This window comes from Thermoanaerobacterium thermosulfurigenes, assembly GCF_051201035.1.
Taxonomy (GTDB): Bacteria; Bacillota; Thermoanaerobacteria; order Thermoanaerobacterales; family Thermoanaerobacteraceae; genus Thermoanaerobacterium; species Thermoanaerobacterium thermosulfurigenes.
Map to the genome: position 1 here is coordinate 107,526 of NZ_JBPODR010000005.1, position 12,607 is coordinate 120,132.

General features: G+C 35.1%; 4 protein-coding genes and 2 rRNA genes. All 6 read right to left on the bottom strand.

All coding sequences use genetic code 11. The annotated features are described in order from the left end of the window. Nucleotides 1–104: 104 nt before the first annotated feature. Nucleotides 105–1,193, bottom strand: coding sequence for a DUF1648 domain-containing protein (locus tag HNR52_RS03055; protein ID WP_435619676.1), 1,089 nt, complete (start codon nucleotides 1,191–1,193; stop codon nucleotides 105–107). A 12-nt stretch (nucleotides 1,194–1,205) separates the two neighbouring features. Beyond that, nucleotides 1,206–1,586, bottom strand: coding sequence for a GntR family transcriptional regulator (locus HNR52_RS03060; protein WP_013787243.1), 381 nt, complete (start codon nucleotides 1,584–1,586; stop codon nucleotides 1,206–1,208). 124 nt (nucleotides 1,587–1,710) lie between these two features. Beyond that, nucleotides 1,711–10,311, bottom strand: a complete 8,601-nt coding sequence (locus HNR52_RS03065) for a glycoside hydrolase family 94 protein (RefSeq protein WP_435619684.1) — start codon at nucleotides 10,309–10,311, stop codon at nucleotides 1,711–1,713. Between the two features lie 188 nt (nucleotides 10,312–10,499). Continuing rightward, nucleotides 10,500–11,861 carry an RsmF rRNA methyltransferase first C-terminal domain-containing protein gene (locus HNR52_RS03070; RefSeq protein ID WP_435619677.1) on the bottom strand — a complete coding sequence of 454 codons (1,362 nt, stop codon included), beginning with the start codon at nucleotides 11,859–11,861 and terminating at the stop codon, nucleotides 10,500–10,502. 126 nt (nucleotides 11,862–11,987) lie between these two features. Further along, nucleotides 11,988–12,096: ribosomal RNA gene (gene rrf, locus HNR52_RS03075) — 5S ribosomal RNA — on the bottom strand. Between the two features lie 294 nt (nucleotides 12,097–12,390). Continuing rightward, nucleotides 12,391–12,607: ribosomal RNA gene (locus HNR52_RS03080) — 23S ribosomal RNA — on the bottom strand; the annotation flags it as partial.

Sequence of the window (12,607 nt, forward strand, 5' to 3'; positions counted from 1 at the left end):
ATCATCTTCAATTCTAATATTACCCAATTAATTTTCAATTTCAAGCATTAAATTATAAATTTTACATTAATTTTTAAATTGTTTCATATGGAACAAATTGTAAATCATTTTATTAATGCTATCACTAAAATTATCAATATAACCGCCAATATAAATAGCCACGCTGTTGGCCTTGCAAAATTGAAAGTCCACCCTACGCCAAATCGCTTCTCTACAAACAACGCTGGATCGTCAGGATTATAGTAAATGAGCCCTCCTTTCCAATATTTATCGTCGTCTCTATCAACTGATATCAGCTTCTCATTTTCTTTATTTATTTTTATCCTTTCACCACCTTGACCGGTCTTTATAGATAAGATTATCACAGCGATTATTATGATCAATGCCAACAACAATGAAAAAATAGCCATAATATTTTGCCAACCCTTACCTACTCCGTACATAATAAGCGCTGTTACCATCAACATAGCATTAATTAGAATAGATGTAAACACGACGAAACCCGACCATATTCTCCTAAACCTTAAGTTCTTTTCCTTTGAAATCTCTGGATCCGAAGGATCTATCTGTTGTTTAGCTAATTCAATCATCTTGAATGCAAAAAACATCAAACCGGTCATAAACGCCTGTACTATGCATATTGAAAACACTGACAAAATTGACTTATCAGCAAATGAATCTGCTTCACCTCGAAAATTAAAATGCATTGGTATTCTTTGTGGTATCTTCGGATACATATATATCCCAACAACTAATGTCAAAATTGCTATCGCTGCAGGCAATAAAAACCATAAAGGCGATACAACTATCTTTTCCTTTCTAAAATCTATGTCTACAACTGCTACTTCTTTTTTCCCCTTGCTCCACTCTCTTTTAGATTTTAATGTAGCTATTTCATGGTGGGCTTTCATATACATTGCAAACATAATGATTACTTCAACAAAAATACCACCAACAGCAAAATTTATGTTTCTCATTCTGCTGATGACAAGAATCAAAAAGATTAAACTTACAGTCAAAAAATTTATTATATAAGAAGTTTTAATCCTTTGAAGCTCTTTATCATTTAAAAAGTCCTTGGGAACATGGACACCAAATACAATAGTCTTGCGAGTAATGAATGGTGTAATAACACCTATTATGATTAATATGAAATATGGCATCAAAAGATTGATAAAATACAATCCCTTCACTTAAAAGACCTCCTATTCTTCGTTTTTAAATTTATGCAATATATCTTCACATATCTTCAATATTTCATCTTGCATCATTCCTCTTGAATACGCATTTGCTAATATTGGCTGAAGATCTTTCTCCAATTTCTCGATAAAATCATCATCGGCAAAAGCATTTTTAGTTACAACGTAGCCTTTCCTTCTATGAACGCTTAGAAATCCTTCATCTTTCAAAAGATCGTAAGCCTTTTTCACTGTATGAAGATTTATGCCGAAATCACTTGCCAACTGCCGTATTGATGGCATCTCATCACCTTCTTTAAGCAATCCTAAAGCTATTCCTTCTATTATTTGATTTTTTATTTGCGTATATATGGGAACATCTGACTCAAATTCTATCTTTAACAGCAATGTCCACCTTCACCTCCACTGTAATATCTGTTATATATATAGTATAACAAATATTACAAAAAGTCAATCACATTTATAAATCATATAAGAAAAATCAGCAGATAGACTTCATCTGCTGATTTTTTTATGCTTTGACAGATACTCTCGTTCCCATGACCACAAAAACATGATGTATCTTCCCATCATCTTTTAAAGTAATTCTATTGTCATCAATTATATTTCCATCTACAGAAACTTCACGTACGCCTCTGTTGACCATTTCAGGGTTTTCCACTTCGATTATATACTTCGTGTCATTTTTGTACATGTACTCTATTTTATACTTCGCCCAATCTTTTGGAACGCATGGATTGATGACAATTGCATCTCCTTCTTTTTTAAACCCTAAAATATGCTCAATACCAACTCTGTACATCCATCCTGAGGAACCAGTATACCACGTCCAACCTCCTCTGCCTGTATTCGGCTCCACGGCATATACATCGGCTGCCATGACATAAGGCTCTACTTTGTACCTGGAGTTTTCTATAGGTGTCCTTGTATGGTTTATAGGATTTATCATAGAGTAAAGCCTATAAGCCTTGTCGCCATCACCAATCATTGCGTAAGCCATTATAGCCCATATTGCAGCGTGGGTGTATTGACCTCCATTTTCTCTTACGCCAGGCACATACCCTTTTATATAGCCAGGATTCAAATCCCCTTTATCAAATGGCGGCGAAAGAAGCTTAATTATTGCATTGTCGTAGTCCACCAAGTAATTTTCAAGTGCATCAAGTGCTTCTTTCACTCTATCCCATTTTGCTGCACCTGAGATTGCAGCCCATGATTGCGCTATAGAATCTATTTTGCACTCATTATTCTGGCTTGAGCCAAGCGGAATTCCATTATCAAAGTACGCTCTTCTATACCAGCTTCCATCCCAGCCGTACTCTTCAATTGATTTTATTATGTCATTGGCAACTTCTTCATATTTTTCACACCTTTCATGGTCATTTTTCTCAATGCATATCTTAGAGAATTTTTTAAGTGTTACGTACATAAACCAACCAAGCCATACACTTTCACCTTTTCCTTTATTGCCTACCATATTCATGCCATCGTTCCAGTCTCCAGATCCCATCAGCGGTATTCCATGCTGCCCAAATTTCAATGAATGTTCTATAGCCCTTATGCAGTGCTCATAAACTGTGGCAGTTTCATCTGATACCTTAGGTCTGCCATACCTTTCATCTTCGTCATCTTTTAATGGTTCTTCATTTAAAAACGGAATTTGTATATCTAATATTTTTGTATCATCTGTTACGGAGACATAATCCGCAACAGCATACGGCAACCATAAAAGGTCATCTGAGTATTTCGTGCGTATTCCTTTGTCGGTCACGGGATGCCACCAATGGAGTACGTCACCTTCTTTAAACTGATGTGCGCAAGCGTTTAATATTTGTGCTCTCGTAAGCTCTGGTGCAACGTACACAACATTCATAGTATCTTGTAGTTGATCTCTAAATCCGTATGCACCACCTGACTGATAAAATGCAGACCGAGCCCAAATCCTACATGATATGGTCTGATACAATAGCCAACCATTCAAAAGCAAATCGAAAGATTTGTCAGGTGTCGCTACATTTATTGTGCCGACGAAGTTGTTCCAGAACGTATTGACATAATTCAATGCCTCTTTTACGTTATTGATATTCTTGTAATAACTCATAATCCGTCTGACATCATCTAAAGACATTCCAGTTCCCAACAAAAATGACAGCTCTTTTTCTTCATTTTCTTCTAATTCGACAACAACTTGAATCGCGGCACATGGACTTAAACCAATTCCTACATTATTCGATAGAGATTCCATTTTTAATGCTTCAGGTCGTTTAGTGTCAAAATCAGATCCCAGAAATTCCGACAGGTTTCCTGTATATGATTGAACTTTGACAGATGAACTTATAAAGGAAATCCTGTCCTTAAAATCTTCATTGTACACATTTCTTATTAAGAGCCCATCGATTTCTTCATTCATCTCTGTAACCACATATGGCGATGTTATGCTTTCTGAAACGCCTAATACAGGTTTTATAAAGTAATACAAACTCAACCTTCTTTTCTCGCCACTTACATTTTTTAACTTTACAAGCGATATTTTAACGGTATCGTTCATAGGCACAAACTCTAACATCTCATGGTTAATCCCTGAACATCCATGTTTAAATAAAGAATATCCGAATCCATGCTCAATCACATATTGTCCCTTATCCCTTAGTGGCTTTGGTGTTATCGTCCAATATTCACCTGTAAAGTCATCTCTTAAGTACAGAATCTCCCCGCCTTCGTCCAAAACAGGATCATTTGACCATGGGGTGATTTTATATTCTCTGCTATTTTCTGCCCATGAAAAACCGCTTCCTGATTCTGAAACTTGAAATCCAAATTTATAGTTTGATACAACATTTATCCATGGCATAGGCGTTACCTTGTCATCATCTAAATTTATAACGTATTTATGTCCATCTAAAGAAAATCCACCATACCCATTGCTGTAATGCAATTGCAGATTCTCTCTAAGTGGAACTGGATATGTTTTTTTCTTATTGTTTTCATCTATATGAAGCAATTTGGCTTTTTTATTTTTCTCAATATCATCATATTCAAGTTGCTTCTCAATAGGCATATCAGCAGTAAGAGATAATTTTGCAACTGTATTTAACAAAATGTAATCTTCCTCTTTTAAACTACTTCTATTTATCAGAAACACTCCACCAAACTGCCCCATTATGTTATATGCAAAACTTCCATTTATTACGTCTTTGATTCTATCGCCCAATGCATCAATATATCCACCTTTGTCATTGTTTAAAATCACTAAATCTACGTATAGCCCTTTCATTCTCCAATATTCATGAGCCTTAAGAAGTTTTTTTAATACAGGCAATTCCTCTTTTTTGCATATTTCTAAAAGAACTATCGGTATATCTCCGGATATTCCGTATGCCCACAGTCCAGATTGACCTTTTTGATTTTTTAATATTGTATCTTTTTTTGCTATCCTGACGGGGCTTGAAAATACTATATGTGGAAGCATCTTTTGAAAAAGCCCTAACTCGTCTGATTTAAGATTCAAGTAATCTAATTCAACTTTACCTCTGGATACTGACATTTCAAATGCTCTTTCCGTCGCACTACCATTTTTGTACTTGTTCGCCAATTTCACTGCTTCTGCCTTTGACTCTGCCACAGAAGTAATGTATACAACTTTAACCGTTTCATTTGGATCTAACTTAATCCTCTTTCTCAATGACATGATAGGGTCCAAAACAGAGCCATCTGAATTTGACAATGGTCTATCTGTCTCTAAGGCAGCAGGATTCCTTAATGTCCGCCCTCTGCCAATGAATTTAGCCCTGTCTGTCTCAAACTGAGTATCGCCTACCGTCTCGCCACCATCTACGTATACAGCATGAGCAACCCACAAATATGACTTTTTTAAATCTCTGGGTCTTCTGTTTGCAACTATCATGTCGCTGTCAAACAATATCTCTGTTTTGATAAACAGCTTGTTAAAAGCAGGATGCGCAATGTCTGCATTAATGTCGCTTAAGACTGGTTCGAAATAGCTTGTAACTTCCAGCACTCTATCATGTTCGCTGTGATTTTTTAACGTCACACGCCTTATTTCAACATCGTCTTCCGGTGATACAATGACTTCCGTTTCTGTATCGATATTCCCGACTTTTTTAATGAATTTAGCCATATCTTGCTTAAATACAACTTTATATTTTTCATCTTTCGCAAAAAATGGAGCATAAGTCGTAGACCAAGTGGTATTTGAGTTTACATTCTGGACGAATATAAACGTCCCATGAATTTCATCTAAACTGTTTTTCCACCTGGTTATGTTTATTCCTTCCTTCTTACTGTAACCTGTTCCCCTATCTGTCAAAACAACAGAATAATCACCGTTTGATAAAATATGCACCTGCGGAAGGATATCATCTATCTCTTCTACAACCCTTACGGCCTTAACTTCTTCTTTCTTTTGCTCTTCAAATTCCTTTTGTGCCTCTACTTCTTCTCTAAGAATCATTGGGCCATTCGGTACTTTCTCCTGCAACAATATTTCAACAGATTTTATATATGGATCTGAATGAAATCTTTCCTGCATCACGTTTTTATTTATAAAATTGTTTAGTGCAAGCATGCTCATGCCTAAATGGTGAGACATGAAACTTTTGACTATAGCATACTTTTTCCCATAAGGAATTCTTTCCGGCGTAAAGTCGACAGCCTCATAAAGCCCATACTTACCTTCTACTCCAAGGTCTTTCAATCTTTTAATATTTTCAACAACAGATTTTGGATCTACCCTGAGGGATAGAATCGCACCATAAGGCGCTATAACAACATCTCGAGATAGTCCCCTCTTAAGCCCAAGCCAAGGAACACCAAAAGCTTTGTACTGATAATTAAGTTTAATATCAAATGAGTAAAAGCCTGACTCCGATATTCCCCATGGAATACTGTATTTTTTTGCATACTTCTTTTGCATCATTACGACAAATTTGTACGTCTGATCCAAAATAGTATTTTTAAAATTTTTCATTATCAAAAGCGGCATAAAATATTCAAACATTGTACCAGACCACGAAATTAACCCTCTGTGAGCATTTTCTCCTGTCACCATTCTCCCCATTCTAAACCAATGCTTTGCATCAACTTCCTTCTTTGCTATAGCTATAAAACTGGCTTGTCTTGCTTCAGAGGCAAATAAATCATAATACGATTTAGTCAATTTTTCATCTTCTATATTGTAACCTATTGAAAAAAGCTGCCTTTTCTCATCAAACAATGGCCTAAACTCTGTTTTCTCTATAAGAATATTTAATCTAATTATCAAATCTTCTACTTTTTCTATTAAATGCTTCACATTTTCGTAAGGCTTTATAAACTTTTCTTTATCAGATGACGACCTTTCTAAGATTTTTTCATACATTGCCTTCAAATTATTTAGCGTAATATCTTTGTTTGACTTAAGCATTTGTTCATATTCGTCATAATCATAAATTGGCGCAAGATCTTCCAATTCTTTTATATCAGAATCAATTGTATCGACAATTTTCATATACCATCCATCATCATCACTATATTTAATACTGCTTAAGCTGTCTTTAAGTTGTTTCAAGCTTCTATGCCAGTCTTCAATGGTGTAATCTCCTTCAAGCATCTCATATTTTATCTTTTTACTTTTTAATTCGTCATTTACGATCTCAATTAAGTCTGATAAACCTGCTGACAATTTTTCAGTCAATGGCATGTCTGGAACTTTTTTAAGGCCTTCCTTAAGCGCTATCATATACCCAACAAGATTTCCACTATCTACCGTAGAAATATAGTACGGCTTCAATGGCTCTAAGTCGTCTGTTTTGTACCAGTTGTAAAGATGTCCATGCCATTTCTCCATCTTTTCAATAGTGCTGACCGTTTTATCTATTCTATCAACCATTTCTGAAGTAGTGATATATCCAAAGTCTCTCGCCGATATTGTAGAAGTCAAGTATAAGCCTATGTTGGTAGGCGAAGTTCTTCTGGCAATACCCGCATACGGATCTAACTGAAAATTATCAGGAGGCAAGTAATTATCATTTTCAGTCACAAAATCCTCAAAATACCTCCAAATTTTCCTGGACAGTTTTCTTAGCTCTTTAATATCACTTTCTTCCATCATAAACTCACGTTCAACAATAGGACTGCTTATCCGATAAGCAATGTACGGCGATGCAAACCATATTAAAGAAATTAAAATTGAGTATGGCAGCATATCACGTTTAAAGTACATGCTCATCAAGATTAAAATAGCGCCAATAGGGATAGACACCCACATTCTTTTTAAGAAACTGATAAAATCATTTTTAAGTTGCCTTTCCATATCAGCCGCGGTAACCCACTCTAATAGATTTTTTCTTGATACATAAACTCTGTAGACAGTTCTAACCACTGCATCTATCATTAAGTAGCCTTGATAAGGCAAAAAAGCAAACTGCAACAAACTTGCGTAAAATGTGTTTTTTAGGCTATTTGCAAGCAAACTGCTGCGACTATTTATCTCTTTTGATTTTTCCAGAACTGCATCAATTGCTGCTGCTATAAATGGTTCAAATAAAGCTAATATCACTACCCCATACATAACAAAGCTTTTATAAGGCACAAGGTTACTTAAAAGAAGCAAAGCCAAAGCAAATGGAGCAACAAGGCTTCTCCTTAGGTTATCTATTATCTTCCATTTTGAAATAATCGAAAGAGGATTTTCCATATAGTTACCCTGTCTCGTCTTAATTCTTCTTGAAAGATACGGAAAAAGCTGCCAATCACCTCTTACCCACCTGTGCATTCTCATCATATATGAGTTGTATTTAGACGGAAAACCATCAATAAGCAGTATGTCAGTCACAAGTCCTGCCCTTATAAAAGAACCTTCTAAAAGGTCGTGGCTTAATATTGAATTATCAGGTATTAAATCTTTAAGTATAGTTCTAAATACTTCCACATCGTAAATACCTTTTCCAGTAAAAATACCTTCTCCAAATAGATCTTGGTAAACATCAGATACAGCAGTTGTATATGGGTCAATGCCACCATTGCCAGCGAAAATAGAAGAAAACACGGTGGCTGACGAAGACAAAATATCCACTCCTATCCTTGGTTGCAAAAGCCCATATCCTTCAACAACTACATTTTTCTCACTATCAACAACTGCCTTGTTTAACGGGTGCATCATTGTCCCAATAAGCCGTTTTGCAGTATCCATGATCAAATTTGTATCCGCATCAAGTGTTATGACATATTTTATTCTGGGTAGTTCTTCAACATTAGCACTTTTTACGTAGAAACTGGTATCATTTGAACCCATTAATAGTTCATTAAACTCTACTATAGCACCTCTTTTTCTCTCCCAGCCCATGTAAGCATTTTGTGTATGACAATATACGCGTTTTCTATGAAAATAGAAAAATATGTCTTTCCCCTCACCGTATTTTTCATTAAGCTCTCTTATTCCTCCAAGAGCCGTATTCACTATTTCTTCGTCATCCTCCAATTTCTCCTTGTTTGTGTCTTTAAAATCGCCTACGATAGCAAAATAAAGATTGTCCTCTTTATTTGAAATATATGTTACTTCTAATTGTGCTAAAAGCTCTTTAACTCTCTTTACATTTGTCAAAAGTACAGGGACTATAACCATTGTAGCAGCTTCTTTAGGTATTCCATTTTTTAATTCAATTTTAGGTATTATAGTAGGTCTTTTAATGTGTATTATCGCCCAGTTTACTGCCTGTACTACAAATTCGCTTATAGGAATTATCGAAATAGCTGCCAGAATAAATGCATATATAGCTGTCAAACCATTAAATATTAACAAAGCAAATAAAGCAGCAGACGCAAAAATGGTCAAAGCAACTATAGACGCTATATAAAAGATGGCTATATGGCTTTTTACGACACGCATTACTTTTACAGAATTTTTCTTATGCCCTATCTTGCTTTCCAGTATGCTTCTGCCTTTGCCTATTATATAAAATCCTACATGATTTATGTATTCAGGTTTATTATTGTCATTTAAAACTTCCCTCGCACACTCCAAGGCTTTTCTTGCAACAAATGTCTCCGATGTTTTATACCTCTTGGCTATTTCCTCAATTTGATGTCTGTAATAATCTCTCGATTCAAAATCCATCATTTCATACGTACCATCAGGGTCTTGCCGCAAAATCTGTTCTACATTGCTAAGCTTCTCAAATATTTGAGACCAATCCAACGTTGACACATATTTAAGGCTTGTTATTGCATTGCCAATTGAAACTTGTCTTGCGGCTAATATCTGATGATCTAATTCAACAATGTCTGCAATATTTGTATCATACTCTTGAAGAATCCTATCGATGTACTGTACGATTACCGTCGAATCATCGCCTTCCATCCTAATCCTTTGAAGCAACCTTTCAAAAAAAGACGTAGGAATCTTCCCAATAGTCATGACTTTGTCATGTATTAATTTTTTAATATCATCAAATGTCATATTTTTGTTTGAAAATATTATATTTGCTACTTCATCCGCTTTGCTCCACTGCTTCTGCGTTATAGTTATTTTCTCAGAGCTCTTTTTTATGTTTTCTATTAAAGCAATTTTTATCATAAGTCCAAGAGCCCATAATTCACCGCTTGACAAAAGCGACTTTGATTGATAGGCATTGATGAAATCTATAATTGTGTCTTCATCAATTTTCCCGTCCGTATGGGACACTAATTCCATGGCAATAGCGTACACTCTCGGATAACCTTTCAATATGCTATTCTTAAGTCCAGGAAGCCCTGAATAATAGCCTTTTGATAGGCTTTTTCTGATTTCTTTAACTTGTTCTTCGATTATGTAAAAATTGTCTAAAAGCCATTCAGCATCTTGCGATATAGACTGCGTCCTTTCTGCCAAGTTGATATTTTTGTATACGAATTTTATGTAATTATAGCTTTTATTCATGCGAGGTATAAGCATGTAATTTAGTTTAGTATCTCTCATTATGTAATGGTTTTGTGCTAATTCTTGGGCGTGTTTTTTAAGCTCATCGTGATTTAATAAAATATCGTGTAAATTAGCTTCTTCATAATAATTACTTTTATTCTTCAATTTCTCATAAATCATAAGTGAAAAAAGCGTAAACAAAGCTCCAATTAGCATGTGTAAAAAAGTAGTCAACTCCAAGAAAAACACATCTCCTTTATCCCAAAATACTTACAAAATTATTATTCCCAATTTCACATTATTTTTTCTCATCAAAAATAAAAAACTCAAAATCATAGACAATAATATTCACAAAAAAAGATGATGCAAAGTCATATGCATCATCTTATACAAAATAAAATTTTTTATTTTCTTAAAGATTTGGGGTAAAAATTCTTTATAACTCCTTTTACAGATTTTCCCCAACCTATCGAATAACCATCTACTGTTAAAAGTACCCATCCATCGTCAACATCAGCATTTAATGTTTCACCGTGAATGTACCTCTCTATTTCTTTATCTTTTAAATTATAAATCATATTTACATCGTCTTTTTTTAATGACATTGCCAGCCAATGTGATGGCTCAAATCTTTCCTTTTTAAATTGTCCCAAATCAAATCCAGGTTTGTAAACCTTCAAGCCTGATAAGTCAATTTCATAAGGAACATGATACACATGCTGACCAATTTGACGCAAGTTTAATTCATCTAATCTTGCTTTGAGGTGCTTTTTTGAAAAATCATAAAAAAGATCTTTTGCTGCAATTTTTTTTATGTTAAGCTTCTTACTTGCTTTGTTGCCATCGTTAAAACTCCCTTTCTTTCTCAATTTGGTTATAAAGTGTCCTTCACCTTTGATTAAATGTGGCCAAAGCCTAACACATTTTTTTAAGTCGCTGCACCCATTGACCCATTCAGGATGACCATTATCAAATCCCTCATGGTTATAAATTTCTATTAATTCAAAATCGCTGTGATTTTTTAGAAAATAGTCGATTACACCTTCGTTTTCTTCCGGCGAAAATGTGCATGTTGAATATACCATTATTCCACCAGGATTTAACATGTTTGCTGCACTATCTAATATCTTTTTCTGTCTAAGTGAACAGCTTAATACATTTTCCAAAGACCATTCGTTTATAGCAATCTCGTCTTTCCTAAACATCCCTTCGCCTGAGCATGGAGCATCAACGAGTATTTTATCAAATACTCTTGCAAATTTATTTTCTAATCTTTCAGGCGATTCATTCAAAATCACGACATTTTTTATCCCCATTCTTTCAATATTCTCCGCAAGAACTTTTACCCTCTTTGAATTAATCTCGTTTGATACTAATAAACCTTCCCCTTTAAGCTTTGAAGCTATGTGTGTAGACTTACCGCCTGGGGCCGCGCTTAAATCTAATACCATATCCCCTGGCACAGGATTCAAGGCTTCTACTACCGCCATAGCACTTGGTTCTTGAATATAATACAAACCAACATCATGGTAATAATGCTTCCCTGGTTTATCATCTTGGTTGTAGTAAAATCCTGTGTCACACCATGGCACTGGAGATAAATTAAATGGCGATATTTTTAAGAACTCTTCAACTGAAATCTTTAACGTATTGACTCTAAGTGCTTTATATGGCTCGTTTTCATATTCCATCATAAACTTTTCAAAATCATCTTTTAAAAGGAGCTTCATCTTTTTTGCGAAATCTTCTTTAATCTTTATAACCATTCCATCACCTTAATCACAATACTTTAATATTATTATACCCTAATCCCTTACACATGTCCTTTAATAATCATAAAAATCAAAAAAGAGATAGTCCATTTAAAACAGACTACCTCTTTTATAAATTTTTACCGGCAGCGACCTACTCTCCCGAGTAATCAGTACCATCGGCGCTGGAGGGCTTCACTTCCGTGTTCGGTATGGGAACGGGTTTTTAACCTCCGCTATTGCCACCGGAAATCTTTTGTTCATTTGCTATGCATATTCTTCTGAAAAAATCTCTTTCATTAATCTTTCTCTCAAAAATATTATTTCCGTTCGCAAATTGTGTTTTCTATATACTTTAGGCTCACTTCGTTCGTTCGGCTGTCGCCATCTATGCGCTGTGATGGCTTTCTCAGCCTCTCTTCACTTCGCTCGCCTAGTATATTACGAAAACGCAATTAATCGCTCACTTCAATAATATTTTTTTATATAGATTTTTTCTCGCTATATGCTTTTCTAAATGAACTTTGAATACTGCACAATGCTAAAGGTCAAGTCCTCGACTTATTAGTACCGGTCAGCTGAAAGTATTTCTACTCTTACACCTCCGGCCTATCTACCTCGTCTTCTTCAAGGTGTCTTACTCTGGCACTCAACTCTACCTACTGCAATCTATTTTATTTCATTCCCTAACATTTGTACATAGTGCTTTTTCCCTTCAGTAAGTATAGTTGAGTGCCAGATGGGAAATCTTATCTTGAGGT